The sequence below is a fragment of the Rhizobium sp. LCM 4573 genome, from assembly GCF_001854865.1.
In the GTDB taxonomy this organism is placed as follows: domain Bacteria; phylum Pseudomonadota; class Alphaproteobacteria; order Rhizobiales; family Rhizobiaceae; genus Neorhizobium.
Window position 1 is genome coordinate 79,910 of sequence record NZ_MDDW01000024.1, and the last position, 13,776, is coordinate 93,685.

Consider the following 13,776-nt stretch of genomic DNA (forward strand, 5'->3'; position numbering starts at 1 on the left):
ATGAAACAGGTTGCGATCATCGGCGGCGGCCCGGCGGGCCTTGCGGCGGCGGAGGTTCTCTCCGCCTCCGGCCATGTCGTGACTGTCTACGAGGCCATGCCGACCTTCGGCCGAAAATTCCTGTTGGCGGGAAAATCCGGCCTCAACATCACCCATTCCGAGGATTTTTCAACGTTTGCAGAGCGTTTCGGCGTGGCAAACGCATATCTGCGGCCGGCGCTCGAAGCCTTCACCCCGAACGACGTGCGGGAATGGGCGGCCGGCCTCGGGACGGAAACCTTCGTCGGAAGCTCCGGCAGGGTCTTTCCCAAGGTCATGAAGGCTTCGCCGCTTTTGCGCGCCTGGCTCAAGCGCCTGGAGGCCGAGGGCGTTGCATTGAAAACTCGTCATCGCTGGGTCGAGTTCGACGGAAACGGCTATTGTTTCGATACGCCGGAGGGTGAGACCATCGTGCGACCGGATGCCGTGCTTCTGGCACTCGGCGGCGCTAGCTGGCCGAAGCTGGGCTCGGATGCCGCATGGGTGCCGTGGCTGAGGAACGAGGGTATTGCAGTTTCCGATTTGCAGCCCGCCAACTGCGGTTTCGACGTCGCCTGGAGCGAGATGTTTCGCGAGCGCTTCGCCGGCGAGCCGCTGAAGTCGGTTGCGGCAACCTCGGATGCCGGCACGTTCCAGGGCGAGTTCGTGATCTCCAGGCACGGCATCGAGGGTAGCCTCGTCTATGCTCATTCCGCCGCGCTGCGCGACCATATCTCGGATGAGGGACAGGCGGCCCTCATCATCGATCTCGCGCCGGGACGCACCGCCGAGCGGCTCTCTCGCGATCTCGCGCGGCAAGATGCCAAGGCCAGTTTTTCCAATCGGCTGCGCAAGGGGGCTGGGCTGGAGGGTGTGAAAGCCGCCCTCTTCCGCGAGCTTGTGCCCGATGCCAATCGCCTCCCGACGGGAGATCTGGCAAAACTCATCAAGGCGCTGCCGATCCCGCTCCTCCGTCCTCGACCGATCGCGGAAGCCATCTCGTCTGCCGGCGGAATCCGCTGGAGCGAAATCGACGAAAATTACATGCTGAAAGCCCTTCCCGGCCTCTTCGCCGCCGGCGAGATGCTGGACTGGGAAGCGCCGACCGGCGGATATCTGCTTACCGCCTGTTTCGCCACGGGCCGAGCGGCGGCGCGGGGAATGGCGGCATGGCTCGCGGGAGGTTGATACGCGGCCACATTGACATCGGCTGCATCCGGCTGCGACAGGAGTTCCATGTTCCTGATTTCAAAAATCTTCTGGCTCGTTGCCCAGCCACTCTCGATCGCGTTCCTGTTCGCCGCTATTACCGCCCTTCTCGGCTTCACGGGATGGCGCAGGCTTTCCGCCGCCACCTCGCTGCTGGCAGCACTCGTGCTCTTCGTGACGCTCTATACGACCAGCGGAGCAGTCGCCCTCCAGGTTCTGGAAGATCGCTTTCCTAAACCGTCCGGCGACCCTGCCAATCTTTCCTGCATCGTCGTGCTCGGCGGAGCGCTCGAAAACGAGGTGACGACCTCCCGTGGAGGAACGGAGTTCAACCAGGCCGCAGATCGTTATGTCGAAACCCTACGGCTTGGGCTCAAATATCCACAGGCCCRCATTCTGGTTTCGGGCGGCGACGGGTCGCYCAGCGGCGAATATGAGGGTGAATCGGAAGCCTCTGAACGCTTCTTCGCAGCCTTCGGCATTTCGCCCGGCCGTCTCGTCAGGGAGAATGCGTCCCGCACGACCTACGAGAACACGCAGCAGACCTCGGAACTGCTGGCGCGAGAGGGGCTGAGCGATTGCCTGCTCGTGACTTCCGCCTTCCATATGCCGCGCGCCATGGGCCTATTCCGTAAGGCGGGCATATCCGTCATCCCCTGGCCGGTCGATTATCGCACCAGCGGTATTGCAACCCTGTCGCCCGACTTCACACAGCCGACCTCCAATGCACAGCTCACCGCGACCGCCATGCGCGAATGGATCGGACTTCTCGCCTATTATCTGACCGGCCGCATCGATCGGATCTTCCCGCGCTGACGCTTCATTTCTTGGAGATGGTGACGAAGCGGCCTCCGCGAACGCGAACGCGCATCACGCAAGGCTCCGTGTCGGTCCGGTCGCAGAAGCGCGGGTGCATCTTCAGCATGAAGACCATGTTGCCGAAATATTTGACGAAGTCGTAGCCGTAGATCCGCGCCGTGGCGATCATGAAATAGCCGCCCTCCTTGGCCTGGAGATAGAAATTATAGGGGCAGCCGTCCTCATCGCAGGCAGGGCCCTTCGCTCCGTTGCAGGTGAGCTCGGCATGATTGGCCACCGCATCGACGATGCCGTCATTGTTGATGTCGAAGCGTTTGATGAAGTCAGGTCCAAAATCGGCCGTCGCGCATTGCTGGCGGAAATGATCCTTCTCGTAGATCTCCGGATCAGTCAGCAACTGCTGCTGGGCAACCGAGCCGGCGGGAACGAAAACGAGCGCGGCCAGGTGCAAGGCGACGGCCAAAAAYTTCTTCACGTGCGGTCATTCCTCGAATTTCATCTGTTTAAAGCCCGCCGTTCCGGATGACGGACATGGCTGGTGATGCGTATGCTACGGCCACGCACTTGCGCGACGCTGACGCCGAAGAGGCAGGAGGGGACCTGGCGTGCTTCTGACCGTTCTCGATTATGCGGGGATTGCTGTCTTCGCCGCGACAGGCGCTCTTGCGGCTTCCCGCAAGCAGCTCGATCTCATCGGCTTTCTGTTCTTCGCGGCCGTTACCGGTCTTGGCGGCGGGACCTTGCGCGATCTGGTGCTGGGCCTCAGCCCGGTATTCTGGGTAGCCGACCCCACCCACATCATCGTCTGCGTGCTGATAGGTCTCTTCCTGTTCTTCACCGCTCACCGGGTAGAGTCGCGCTATCGCCTGCTGATCTGGCTCGATGCCGTGGGGCTTGCCGCCTATAGCGTGCTCGGCGCAGCAAAAGGACTTGCGGCCACCGGCTCTCCAACCATTGCCATCATCATGGGAGCGCTTACCGCGACATTCGGAGGCATCATGCGCGACCTCATCGCCCATGAACCTTCCGTGCTGCTGCGGCCGGAAATCTACATCACCGCGGCGCTTGCCGGCGCCTGCGGATTCACGGCCGGCCAAGCGCTCGGCATGCCCGCTTATGCGAGCTCGGCTTGCGGCGTTGTGATCGCATTCGCCCTGCGCGGCGGTGCAATCCACTACGGTTGGACCTTGCCGCGCTACAAGCCTCGGCCCGGCCGGAACCCGGAAGATTCATTGAAGAAGCGGGAAAGATAAGGCCGTCAGGCCCTCTTTTCCCTCAGGCGGATGATGACGTCCACATGGGCGATTTCCATGCCCTCGGGAGCCTCGGGCAGGTTTCCGATCGCAATATTGCTGACGGGAATATCGAGCACCTCGTTTCGGCCTTCCACGAAGAAATGGTGGTGATCGGAAACATTGGTGTCGAAATAGGTCCTGGCACTCTCGACGGCGAGCACCCGGATCATGCCGGCTTCGGTAAACTGATGCAGGGTGTTGTAGACAGTCGCCAGCGAAACCGGAACACCGGCCGACTGAGCCTCCTCATGGAGTTCCTCGACAGTCAGATGGCGGTCCCCCTTCGCGAACAGGAGATCGGCAAGCGCTACGCGCTGACGCGTCGGGCGCAGCCCGCAATCGCGCAGTCTCGTCTCGATGTCGGCTTCTGCCATAGTGCCGGTGAGCTCCTGAATCACGAGGTTTACGTTGTATCTTGACTTCCGGATATAACTTTTACGGCAGGCGCTTTCAATAGTTGCCAAGGGGCAGCCCAGGCCGGCTGCGGCTAAAAACGCGTTATTTGGGCACTTTGCCTCTGGTTTGCATCGATGGCTTCCTATATGCGGACCTGAGTGGGCAAGGTCTCCGCCCCGCCCTTCGGGTGGAGCCTGGCTATCGTCGAGCTTCATTTTCTGCCGATCTTGCTCTAAAGCTTCGGGGCGACGGCAAGAGGGGGTACAGGAAATTTAATGGAAACCAGACAGTCCAGCTTCACCTACGAAGAACTCCTCGCCTGTGCACATGGCGAACTGTTCGGACCTGGCAATGCGCAATTGCCCCTGCCGCCCATGCTGATGGTACACCGAATCACGGACATATCGGAAACGGGCGGCGCCTTCGACAAGGGCTATCTTCGGGCCGAATACGACGTGCGCCCCGAAGACTGGTACTTCCCCTGCCATTTCGAAGGCAACCCGATCATGCCGGRCTGCCTCGGCTTGGACGGCATGTGGCAGTTGACCGGTTTCTTCCTCGGCTGGCTGGGTGAAGAGGGCCGCGGCATGGCGCTTTCGACCGGCGAAGTGAAGTTCAAGGGCATGGTCCGTCCGCATACGAAGCTGCTGGAATACGGCATCGACTTCAAGCGCGTCATGCGCGGCCGTCTGGTGCTCGGCACCGCCGATGGCTGGCTGAAGGYAGACGGCGAAACTATTTATCAAGCGACCGATCTTCGCGTGGGTCTGTCGAAAGACAAGGTGGGCTGACCCGCCCCCTGTCCAACCGMAACAGTCAAAAGGTCCGAGAAATGAGACGGGTAGTTGTTACAGGTCTCGGTATCGTTTCCTCCATCGGAAGCGACGCCGCTGAAGTCACAGAATCCCTGCGCCACACGAAATCCGGCATTTCCTTTTCGCCGGATTTCGCCGAGCATGGCTTCAAGTGCCAGGTCTGGGGCAGGCCGATGCTCGATCCGACCGACCTCGTCGATCGACGCGCCATGCGCTTCCTGTCGCAGGGCGGCGCCTGGAACCATGTCGCCATGAAACAGGCGATCGCCGATTCCGGCCTGGAGGAGAAGGACTACAGCGAGAACGAGCGCACCGGCATCATCATGGGCTCGGGCGGGCCTTCCACCCGCACGCTCATCGAAGCTGCCGACATCACCCTCAAGAACAACAGCCCGAAGCGGATCGGTCCCTTCGCCGTGCCGAAGGCAATGTCGTCGACAGCCTCGGCGACGCTCGCCACCTGGTTCAAAATCCACGGCGTCAACTATTCCATCTCCTCGGCATGCTCCACCTCGGCCCATTGCATCGGCAATGCCGCTGAAATGATCCAGTGGGGCAAGCAGGACGTGATGTTCGCCGGCGGACACGAGGACCTAGACTGGACCATGTCGAACCTCTTCGATGCCATGGGCGCCATGTCCACCAAGTACAACGACCGGGCGGAAAAAGCCTCCCGCGCCTATGACGTCGACCGGGACGGCTTCGTCATCGCGGGCGGCGCAGGCGTGYTCGTCCTCGAGGAACTGGAGCATGCCAAGGCACGCGGCGCGAAGATCTATGCCGAAATCACCGGCTATGGCGCGACCTCGGACGGCTATGACATGGTAGCCCCGTCGGGCGAAGGCGCGGTGCGCTGCATGCGGCAGGCGCTTTCGACCGTCAAGGGCGAGATCGACTACATCAACACGCACGGCACCTCGACGCCGGTGGGCGACAGCAAGGAAATCGGCGCCATCCGCGAAGTCTTCGGCGACAAGGTTCCCCACATCCAGTCGACCAAGTCGCTGACCGGCCATTCGCTCGGCGCGGCGGGCGTWCAGGAATCGATCTACGGCTTGCTGATGATGCAGGAGCGCTTCATCGGCGAAAGCGCCCATATCGAAAACCTCGACCCGGAATTCGACGGCGTCCCGATCGTCCGCAAGCGCATCGATGATGCCAAGATCGACACCATCCTCTCCAACTCCTTCGGCTTCGGCGGCACCAATGCCACCCTCGTCTTCCAGCGCTACAATGGCTAACTCCATGACGGGACTTATGCAGGGCAAGCGCGGCCTCATCATGGGGGTCGCCAACAATCATTCCATCGCCTGGGGTATTTCGAARGCCGTTGCTGCACAGGGCGCGGAACTCGCCTTCACCTTCCAGGGCGAGGCGCTCGGCAAACGCGTGAAGCCGCTTGCCGCCGAAGTGGGTTCGGATTTCGTCCTGCCCTGCGATGTCGAGGACATCGCTTCCGTCGATGCCACCTTCGCTTCCATCAAGGAGCGTTGGGGCAAGCTCGATTTTCTGGTGCACGCGATCGGCTTTTCCGACAAGAACGAGCTGAAAGGTCTCTACGCGGACACCACGCGCGAGAATTTCAGCCGTACCATGGTGATCTCCTGCTTCTCGTTCACGGAAGTCGCCAAGCGCGCCGCGGACCTGATGACGGACGGCGGTTCGATGCTGACGCTCACCTATGGCGGCTCGGTGCGGGTCATCCCGAACTACAACGTCATGGGCGTCGCCAAGGCGGCGCTCGAATCCTCGGTGCGTTATCTGGCTGCCGATTACGGCCCGCAGAACATTCGCGTCAACGCGATTTCCGCCGGTCCGGTCCGTACCCTGGCCGGCGCGGGCATTTCCGATGCGCGGGCTATGTACTCCTGGAACCAGAAAAACGCCCCGCTACGCCGCACGGCGACGATCGAGGATATCGGCGGGTCTGCTCTCTACCTGCTGTCCAGCCTCTCGAACGGCGTCACCGGCGAGATCCACTATGTAGACGCCGGATACAATATCACCTCGCTGCCAACGCTCGAGCGACTGCGTAACGCCGACGCGGAATAGCAGTCATGGGGCGCCCGCTTCGGCGGGCTTCCCCCCGGCCTCACTTACGCCACCCTTGGCACAACGCGTTTCAATGCTAAATGGAAACGCTGTGACAATGGAGCGTGGCGATGGCGACAAATCCCGTACTGGAAAACCAGCGTCCGATCGCGACGGGAGCGATGATCGTCGCATTGCGCGACGATGCCGACGTGGCCGACTGCGTCCGTATCATGGAGCGGCAGACGGAATCGGAGGTGAGCGTCAGCACCTTCGGCGAGCAGGAAAATACCGCCATCTCTGCGGACAAGGTGACGTTTTTCCCCGAATTGCAGACGGCTTTCATTCCACGCGCAATCGCGGCGCGGCATGCTTCCCGGATGATTGAGCTCGTCAACGAGGAAGCCATCCTCGAAGCCAGGCCGGAGTTCTTCGTCTTCCTTCAACAGCAGTTCGTCGACGGTCAAAATTCGACATGGGGCATAGCGGCAGTCGGCGCGCATGAAAGCCCCTTTACCGGTGAAGGCATCAAGATCGCCGTTCTCGATACAGGCATCGATCTGAAGCATCCGGATTTTGCAGAGCGTACCATAGTCACGCAGAGCTTCGTCGCCGGCGAAACGGTAAACGATCAGCAGGGCCACGGCACCCATTGTGCCGGAACCGCGGTCGGCAAAGCCGTCGATCCCGGCGTTCCGCGCTACGGCGTGGCGCCCGATGCCAGCCTCTTCGTCGGCAAGATTCTCAACAATCGAGGCTTCGGGACCGAAAGCGACATCATCAATGGAATGAACTGGGCGATCGGCCAGAAGTGCGAAATCATCTCGATGTCGGTTGGTGGCCCGGTAAGGCCGGGTGAACGTCACAGCCTTCTCTACGAGCGGATCGGAAAGCTTGCGCTTAGAAATGGTAGTCTCATTGTCRCGGCCGCCGGCAACGAAAGCAACCGCAGCCTGGGCTTCATCGCCCCGGTGGCGAGCCCGGCCAATGCGCCGAGCATCCTCGCAGTCGGAGCGGTCGACGGAGCTCTCGATGTGGCATCGTTTTCCTCCGGCGGCGTCAATCCGGAGGGCGGCGAGGTCGATATCGCGGCGCCCGGCGTCGGCATCTTCTCGAGCGTTCCCCTTCCCCAGAAATACCGGACCCTGATGGGTACCAGCATGGCCTGCCCGCATGTCGCCGGCGTGGYGGCACTCTGGGCTCAATCGGACCCATCGCTGCGCGGCAGCGCGCTCTGGTCGGCCCTGCGACAGAATGCCAAAGCCTTGGCTCTGGAAAGCCGCGACGTCGGCTCCGGCCTCGTGCAGGCGCCGGGGACACCGGATGGCCAAGGACGAGTTTGAACACCCACCTCGGAGGGATTATATTGGCATGGAGGACGGGGCGTGGTTTCACCCTCGTCGCATGAAACTCGGGCATCCTTGATACCGGGCCGAAAGCCTCTTGCCATGAAAAGCTTGTACTATTCCATCGTCGTCGACGAGACACATCTCAGGCAAACGAACTCGATCGCAGAGGCCGCAAGCGCCCGCGGCTTCGAGGTCAGACAAGTCGTATCGGAAATCGGCGCGATCTTCGGCTGCGCCGATCAGGCAACGCTCGAGCGGCTGCAACAGATTCCCGGCGTGGAGGAGATACGGCCCTGCGAGGACTTCCAGCTCCCCACGTTCGACCCTTCCAAGCCGCAATAGCTATCTCAACCTCAGCGCTTCGCCCACAATACCTTGAAGCGGGCATTGCGGCAGGTTTCGCCGTGCTCGCGGAATTCGCTTGCAAGCACCGGCTCGTAAGGCAGGCCCCGATTGGCCACCAGCAATAGCCGCCCCCCACCCTTGAGAGCGGAAGCGGCGGCGCGGATCATCGCCTTGCCAAGTTCCGGATCAGCGGCCTGCGYCTCGTGAAAGGGCGGGTTCATGACGATAAGGTCGTATTTCTCCCTTACCGGCTCGCCGCCCAGATCGTGCCAGAAGAAGCGCGCGTGCAGATCCGGGCAGTTACGGGCGAGATTCTTCTTCGCAAATTCCAGTGCCCGATGATCCGCCTCATAGAGATCGATGCGGTTCACTCGCGGAGATTTTTCCGCCAGCATGACCGAGAGATAACCCCAGCCAGCGCCGAAATCGGCAGCATTGCCATCGAAATCCGTCAGCAGACGACCCGCGAGCAATTCGGAGCCGGCATCGACGCGGTCATGCGAGAACACGCCGGGTGCGGCCTCGTAGCGGGCTTCGATCACATCCGAGGATTTCTTCAACGCCTTGAGTGCTGCCTCGACGTTCTCCGGCCGGGCGAACCAGATCGCCACGCCGTGGTATTTCGGCGTATAATCGAGTTCGATACCGAGCTTCAGAAGCGTATTCCTGAGCGGCTGTATTCCGTCTTCCTTGCCGCCGGCAACCACGATCATTCCGCCAGCCCTGACGCGTTCCAGGGCTTCCGCAACGCGGTTCTCGTTCTCACCGCGATGCTTGCCGCAGAGGACCAGCCCCATATCATAACCGTCACCCTCAGGCTCGGGGAACGCGCCTTCGCGCAGACTGCGGAACAGCGGTCGGAACGGCTGAACGGCAGTCACCTCCGCGGCAAAGCCCTCGGGAAAGGGATGGCCGCCTTCCGCGCCGAGAAAGATCACCCRCTCGCCCTTTCCGGGCATAGGGAGCACTTCCGTGACGAAGGGGTGGAACAGGGTCTTGAGGGCGTCTCGGCTCATGGCGTCTCGATCGGTTAAGCTTCCGGATATGGAAAAGGCGCGGAAATGACTTCCGCGCCCCTATTCATGTGGTGAAGAGGCAGGCTTACTCGGCGGCTTCGCCGTCGTCGGCCTTCTTCTTCTCCTGGGCGATTTCCTGGCCGGTGGCTTGATCGACGACCTTCATGGACAGACGAACCTTGCCGCGCTCGTCGAAGCCCATCAGCTTGACCCATACCTTGTCGCCTTCCTTGACCACATCGGTGGTCTTGGCAACGCGCTCAGAGGCGAGCTGCGAGATATGGACGAGACCGTCACGAGCGCCGAAGAAGTTGACGAAGGCGCCGAAATCGGCGGTCTTGACGACCGTACCCTCATAGATCTGGCCGACTTCCGGCTCGGCGACGATCGAGTGGATCCACTTGCGGGCCGCTTCGATTTCCTTGCCGGAAGAGGAAGCGATCTTGACGGTGCCATCATCCTCGATGTTGATCTTGGCGCCGGTCTTCTCGACGATTTCGCGGATGACCTTGCCGCCCGAACCGATGACTTCGCGGATCTTGTCGACCGGGATGTTCATCACTTCGATGCGCGGCGCGAATTCGCCTAGCTGGCCGCGGCTTTCGGTGATGGCCTTGGCCATCTCGCCGAGGATGTGCTTGCGGCCGCCCTGTGCCTGCTCGAGCGCCACCTTCATGATCTCTTCGGTGATGCCGGCGATCTTGATGTCCATCTGCAGCGAGGTGATGCCGCTTTCCGTGCCGGCGACCTTGAAGTCCATGTCGCCGAGGTGGTCTTCGTCACCGAGGATGTCGGAGAGGACCGCGAAACGATCACCTTCCAGGATCAGGCCCATGGCGATACCGGCGACCGGCTTTGYCAGCGGAACGCCCGCATCCATCAGCGCCAGCGAGGTGCCGCAGACGGTTGCCATCGAGGAGGAGCCGTTGGACTCGGTGATTTCCGAGACGACACGCAGCGTATAGGGGAACTGTTCCTGCGTCGGCAGCATCGGGTGGATGGCGCGCCATGCGAGCTTGCCATGACCGATTTCGCGGCGACCGGGCGAACCCATGCGGCCGGTTTCACCAACCGAGTAGGGCGGGAAGTTGTAGTGGAGCATGAACTGCTCCTTGTACATGCCCGTCAGGCTATCGACATACTGCTCGTCTTCACCGGTGCCGAGGGTCGCGACAACGATCGCCTGGGTTTCACCGCGGGTGAAGAGAGCCGAGCCATGGGTGCGCGGCAGCAGGCCGACTTCGGCGACGATCGGACGAACGGTCTCGAGATCACGGCCGTCGATGCGGCTCTTGGTGTCGAGAATGTTCCAGCGGACGATCTTGGCCTGCAGCTGCTTGAAGATCGAGCCGACTTCTTCCGCGGTGTACTTCGCCTCACCTTCTTCCGGGAGGAAGTGCGCCTTCACCTTGGCCTTGACGGCATCGACGGCAGCGTAGCGATCGGCCTTCTGGGTGATCTTGTACGCTTCGCGAAGCTCGGCTTCGAAGTGCTGGAGCATTTCGGCTTCAAGGGCGGAATAGTCTTCCGGCTGGAAGTCGCGGGGCTCTTTGGCGGCCACTTCGGCGAGCTTGATGATCGCGTCGATGACCGGCTGGAAACCACGATGGCCGAACATGACGGCGCCGAGCATGACTTCTTCGTTGAGTTCCTTGGCTTCCGACTCGACCATCAGCACCGCGTCGCCCGTACCGGCGACGACGAGGTCGAGGGTGGACTCGTCCATCTCGTCGAGATGCGGATTGAGCACGTATTCGCCGTTGATATAGCCGACGCGGGCGCCGCCGACGGGGCCCATGAACGGAACGCCGGAGAGCGTCAGAGCGGCAGAGGTCGCGACCATTGCCAGAACGTCCGGATTGTTTTCAAGATCGTGCTGGATCACGGTGACGACGACCTGCGTGTCGTTCTTGTAGCCTTCCGGGAAGAGCGGGCGGATCGGACGGTCGATCAGGCGGGAAACCAGAGTTTCGTTTTCCGAGGGACGGCCTTCGCGCTTGAAGTAGCCGCCCGGGATCTTGCCGGCCGCGTAGGTCTTTTCCTGGTAGTTGACCGTCAGGGGGAAGAAGTCCTGGCCCGGCTTCGGAGCCTTGGCGGAAACGACGGTGGCGAGCACGACGGTCTCGCCGTAGGTGGCCAGCACGGCGCCGTCAGCCTGACGGGCGATCTTGCCCGTTTCCAGCTTCAGCGGGCGGCCTGCCCATTCGATTTCGACAGAATGCGTATTGAACATGTCTTGTCCTTCAATGCGGGAGCACACGTCATCGCCGGAAGGGCGTAGCGCATGGTCGACCGCAATCATTGCGACATATCATGGGCAAGACAACAGGAGGCTTTGCGTTGCGATCCTTGCAAGATCGGGCCAATGCCCTTGAGGCTTAGCCAAAGCATCCGGCAATCCTGCCCCATGACAGGTCAGCGGTTGGTTGACAGATCCGGCCCATCCGGGTCTGCCGGTGTTGACCGCACCTAAAAAGGCGGCGTGGTCGAAAGCATTTCATCGGGCAGGCCCGAAAAGCAGTCCGGCGGGCGCCGGGGACGGCGCCCGCCGGAAAAATCTTAGCGGCGGATACCCAGGCTGGCGATCAGCTTGGTGTAACGGCCTTCGTCCTTCTTCTTGAGGTAATCAAGAAGCGAGCGGCGGCTGGAAACGAGCTTCAGCAGGCCACGACGGGAGTGATTGTCCTTCTTGTGGTCCTTGAAGTGCTCGGTGAGATTGTTGATCCGCTCCGTCAGAATCGCGACCTGAACTTCCGGGGAACCGGTGTCGCCTTCCACGGTTGCGTATTCCTTGATGAGCTCAGCCTTGCGCTCGACAGTGATCGACATCGGGCTATCCTTTCTTTCATGAGGATTATGGGTCGCCAAAAGGCCGGGATGTCGTCCAGCCTTGGCCGTGAATGTAAAAACAGCGCCAGAAGGCAGCCCTTTTACTGTCGCTGCCTATAAACCATTCAGCATGCAATGGGAAGAGGCGATATTCCAGGCCCCGATCAGCCGAAAACCCGCTTCGGCCGGAACTCTCCCTGGCCTATCTCGCCGATGGCGACCAGCTTTCCTCGGGCGGTGGCATAGGCCTCCACTTCGGCGAGGGGCGCATCGCGGCCACGCAGGATCACCGGATTGCCCATGCGCAGCCGATGTGCCTGATCGTCCGTCACCGGCAGATGCGGCAGATTGGAAAGCGCTTCCGCCGTGTCGATCAGGAAGGCGTCAAGGGCGGCAAGCCGCTCCTCGCGATCTTCGATTTCCTCCAGCGCGGTGAGCTCGGCCAGCGGCACCATCTTCTCTTCCGCGAACGGGGCGACGAAGGTGCGGCGCAGTTCGGAGATATGGCCGTGGCAGCCGAGGTCACGCCCAAAATCGCGCGCGAGCGCGCGCACATAGGTGCCCTTGCCGCATTCCACCTCGAAATGAGCGCTATCCTTCGTGACGGCGAGGAGCGTGAGGCGATGGATTTCCACTTCGCGAGAAGGAATTTCCACCGTCTCTCCATCACGGGCCAGGTCATAGGCGCGCTCGCCGGCGATCTTGATGGCCGAGAACTGCGGCGGCACCTGCGAGATCGTGCCGGTATACTTCGGCAGAAGGGCGCGGATCGCCTCTTCGTCCGGCCGCAGATCAGAGGTCGCCGTCACCTCGCCTTCGAGGTCGTCGGTTGAGCGCTCCTCGCCCCAGGTTACAGTAAACTCGTAGACCTTGCGGCCATCCATGACGTAAGGGACGGTCTTCGTGGCATCGCCGAGCGCGATCGGCAGCATGCCGGAGGCCAGTGGGTCGAGCGTGCCGGCGTGCCCCGCCTTCTGGGCGTTGAACAACCACTTGATCTTGGAGACGGCTTCGGTCGAGCCGAAATCCACCGGCTTGTCGAGGATCAGCCAGCCGGAAATCGGGCGGCCCTTGGGCTTCCTTGGTTTGGACATTCTTCTCTTCTTGTCGTCTTCTTATTCTTCGTCTTCGGCGGTTTTTTCGCCGAGATCGCGGCTCACCTCAGGGGATCGCAGAAGTTCGTCGATCTTCCTGTAATTGTCGAAGCTGGTGTCGTCGCGGAAACGGATCTCCGGCATGTACTTCATTTGCCGGAGCTGACCGCCGATCCGCCCGCGGATGAACTTCGCATTGCGATTCAACGCGTCGATGACCGCCTTGTGGTCGGGAAGCCCGAGGGGTGCCACATAGGCGGTGGCAATCTTGAGATCGGGCGACATGCGGACTTCCGAGACGGAGACCACCGTCTTTTCGAGAAGGTCGTCGCGCACTTCGCCCCGCTGCAGTACCTGCGTGACGGCGGCGCGTACCTGTTCGCCAACGCGAAGCATGCGCTGGGAAGGCGCCGAGGAAGTTGCTTTGGCCATTGTTGTTTCTCTTCTTAGGCGCCTGCAATGCCGGGTGTCGTCCCGCATCGGGCGCTTCGTCAAGCAAAGGCGGTCAAATGACCCAGGAGCGGGCAAAGGTCAAGGCGCTCGCTTCGCCTTTGTCCTCA

The 13,776-nt window shown here is 61.5% G+C and carries 15 protein-coding genes; 8 read left to right on the plus strand and 7 right to left on the minus strand.

The features are described 5' to 3' along the window. Both LCM4573_RS18820 and LCM4573_RS18825 read left to right on the plus strand, forming a co-directional pair. Entirely contained in the window at nt 1-1,206 is a 1,206-nt protein-coding gene (locus LCM4573_RS18820; protein WP_071007911.1) for a TIGR03862 family flavoprotein, read from the plus strand. A 48-nt stretch (nt 1,207-1,254) separates the two neighbouring features. Then, nucleotides 1,255-2,043 carry a YdcF family protein gene (locus LCM4573_RS18825; protein WP_071007912.1) on the plus strand — a complete coding sequence of 263 codons (789 nt, stop codon included), beginning with the start codon at nt 1,255-1,257 and terminating at the stop codon, nt 2,041-2,043. A 4-nt stretch (nt 2,044-2,047) separates the two neighbouring features. Here the strand turns inward: LCM4573_RS18825 and LCM4573_RS18830 are convergent, their stop codons facing one another. Further along, nucleotides 2,048-2,509, minus strand: coding sequence for a hypothetical protein (locus tag LCM4573_RS18830; RefSeq protein ID WP_071007913.1), 462 nt, complete (start codon nt 2,507-2,509; stop codon nt 2,048-2,050). Nucleotides 2,510-2,651: 142 nt separating this feature from the next. On the opposite strand from LCM4573_RS18830, the gene LCM4573_RS18835 reads away from it, so the two are divergent. After that, nucleotides 2,652-3,299, plus strand: a complete 648-nt coding sequence (locus LCM4573_RS18835) for a trimeric intracellular cation channel family protein (protein WP_071007914.1) — start codon at nt 2,652-2,654, stop codon at nt 3,297-3,299. A gap of 5 nt (nt 3,300-3,304) precedes the next feature. On the opposite strand, the gene irrA is transcribed toward LCM4573_RS18835, so the two are convergent. Next, entirely contained in the window at nt 3,305-3,715 is a 411-nt protein-coding gene (irrA, locus tag LCM4573_RS18840) for an iron response transcriptional regulator IrrA (protein ID WP_071007915.1), read from the minus strand. Nucleotides 3,716-4,012: 297 nt separating this feature from the next. On the opposite strand from irrA, the gene fabA reads away from it, so the two are divergent. The 5 genes from fabA (at nt 4,013) to LCM4573_RS18865 (ending at nt 8,274) form a co-directional block, all read left to right on the plus strand. Beyond that, the gene (gene fabA / locus LCM4573_RS18845) at nt 4,013-4,528 is read left to right on the plus strand and encodes a 3-hydroxyacyl-[acyl-carrier-protein] dehydratase FabA (RefSeq protein ID WP_071007916.1); all 516 of its coding nucleotides are present in this window, start codon (nt 4,013-4,015) and stop codon (nt 4,526-4,528) included. A gap of 41 nt (nt 4,529-4,569) precedes the next feature. Further along, nucleotides 4,570-5,793, plus strand: a complete 1,224-nt coding sequence (gene fabB, locus LCM4573_RS18850) for a beta-ketoacyl-ACP synthase I (protein WP_071007917.1) — start codon at nt 4,570-4,572, stop codon at nt 5,791-5,793. Nucleotides 5,794-5,797: 4 nt separating this feature from the next. Next, on the plus strand, nt 5,798-6,604 hold the full coding sequence (fabI, locus tag LCM4573_RS18855) for an enoyl-ACP reductase FabI (protein ID WP_071007918.1): 807 nt from the start codon (nt 5,798-5,800) through the stop codon (nt 6,602-6,604). A gap of 110 nt (nt 6,605-6,714) precedes the next feature. Next, nucleotides 6,715-7,926 carry a S8 family serine peptidase gene (locus LCM4573_RS18860; protein WP_071007919.1) on the plus strand — a complete coding sequence of 404 codons (1,212 nt, stop codon included), beginning with the start codon at nt 6,715-6,717 and terminating at the stop codon, nt 7,924-7,926. Between the two features lie 105 nt (nt 7,927-8,031). Beyond that, the gene (locus LCM4573_RS18865; protein WP_071007920.1) at nt 8,032-8,274 is read left to right on the plus strand and encodes a hypothetical protein; all 243 of its coding nucleotides are present in this window, start codon (nt 8,032-8,034) and stop codon (nt 8,272-8,274) included. Between the two features lie 11 nt (nt 8,275-8,285). Here LCM4573_RS18865 and LCM4573_RS18870 read toward each other — a convergent pair whose 3' ends face one another. The 5 genes from LCM4573_RS18870 to rbfA form a co-directional block, all read right to left on the minus strand. Beyond that, the gene (locus tag LCM4573_RS18870) at nt 8,286-9,293 is read right to left on the minus strand and encodes a class I SAM-dependent methyltransferase (protein ID WP_071007921.1); all 1,008 of its coding nucleotides are present in this window, start codon (nt 9,291-9,293) and stop codon (nt 8,286-8,288) included. An 85-nt stretch (nt 9,294-9,378) separates the two neighbouring features. Further along, nucleotides 9,379-11,526, minus strand: coding sequence for a polyribonucleotide nucleotidyltransferase (gene pnp / locus LCM4573_RS18875; RefSeq protein ID WP_071007922.1), 2,148 nt, complete (start codon nt 11,524-11,526; stop codon nt 9,379-9,381). Nucleotides 11,527-11,852: 326 nt separating this feature from the next. Next, a complete protein-coding gene (rpsO, locus tag LCM4573_RS18880) occupies nt 11,853-12,122 on the minus strand; it encodes a 30S ribosomal protein S15 (RefSeq protein ID WP_046793802.1) in 270 nt (89 codons plus the stop codon). A gap of 164 nt (nt 12,123-12,286) precedes the next feature. Continuing rightward, on the minus strand, nt 12,287-13,216 hold the full coding sequence (gene truB / locus LCM4573_RS18885; protein ID WP_071007923.1) for a tRNA pseudouridine(55) synthase TruB: 930 nt from the start codon (nt 13,214-13,216) through the stop codon (nt 12,287-12,289). A 21-nt stretch (nt 13,217-13,237) separates the two neighbouring features. Further along, nucleotides 13,238-13,648, minus strand: a complete 411-nt coding sequence (rbfA, locus tag LCM4573_RS18890; RefSeq protein WP_071007924.1) for a 30S ribosome-binding factor RbfA — start codon at nt 13,646-13,648, stop codon at nt 13,238-13,240. Nucleotides 13,649-13,776 lie beyond the last annotated feature (128 nt).

Excerpts from the sequence above, each read along its gene's own strand:
- LCM4573_RS18820 (WP_071007911.1), top strand. The coding sequence starts at position 1 with ATGAAACAGGTTGCGATCATCGGCGGCGGCCCGGCGGGCCTTGCGGCG.
- irrA (WP_071007915.1), bottom strand. The coding sequence starts at position 3,715 with ATGGCAGAAGCCGACATCGAGACGAGACTGCGCGATTGCGGGCTGCGC.
- LCM4573_RS18865 (WP_071007920.1), top strand. The coding sequence starts at position 8,032 with ATGAAAAGCTTGTACTATTCCATCGTCGTCGACGAGACACATCTCAGG.
- rpsO (WP_046793802.1), bottom strand. The coding sequence starts at position 12,122 with ATGTCGATCACTGTCGAGCGCAAGGCTGAGCTCATCAAGGAATACGCA.
- truB (WP_071007923.1), bottom strand. The coding sequence starts at position 13,216 with ATGTCCAAACCAAGGAAGCCCAAGGGCCGCCCGATTTCCGGCTGGCTG.
- rbfA (WP_071007924.1), bottom strand. The coding sequence starts at position 13,648 with ATGGCCAAAGCAACTTCCTCGGCGCCTTCCCAGCGCATGCTTCGCGTT.